The sequence below is a fragment of the Streptococcus mitis genome, assembly GCF_001074635.1.
In the GTDB taxonomy this organism is placed as follows: domain Bacteria; phylum Bacillota; class Bacilli; order Lactobacillales; family Streptococcaceae; genus Streptococcus; species Streptococcus mitis_E.
Map to the genome: position 1 here is coordinate 1 of NZ_JUQO01000058.1, position 394 is coordinate 394.

Sequence of the window (394 nt, forward strand, 5' to 3'; positions counted from 1 at the left end):
CACTAGCATAGATGTCTTGGCGGAGTTGGATAATGGAACCCAAGTAATCATTGAGATTCAAGTCCATCATCAGAATTTTTTCATCAATCGCCTGTGGGCTTATCTGTGCAGTCAGGTTAATCAAAACCTAGAAAAAATTCGCCAACGAGAAGGTGATACACACCAGAGTTACAAACACATCGCACCAGTATACGCTATCGCAATTGTGGATAGCAACTACTTCTCAGATGACTTGGCCTTCCATAGCTTTAGTATGCGCGAGGACACGACAGGTGAGGTCTTAACCATCACAAATAACGGTCAAGAAAACCACCTAGTCAAGATGGCATTCTTGGAATTAAAAAAATACAGAGAAACCAGCAAAGACGAGGTTCGTAAACCGTGGTTGGAGTTT

General features: G+C 42.4%; 1 protein-coding gene. It reads left to right on the plus strand.

The features are described from left to right. On the plus strand, positions 1 to 394 hold a 394-nt coding region (locus ADI58_RS10560), incomplete at both ends, for a PD-(D/E)XK nuclease family transposase (RefSeq protein ID WP_049521259.1).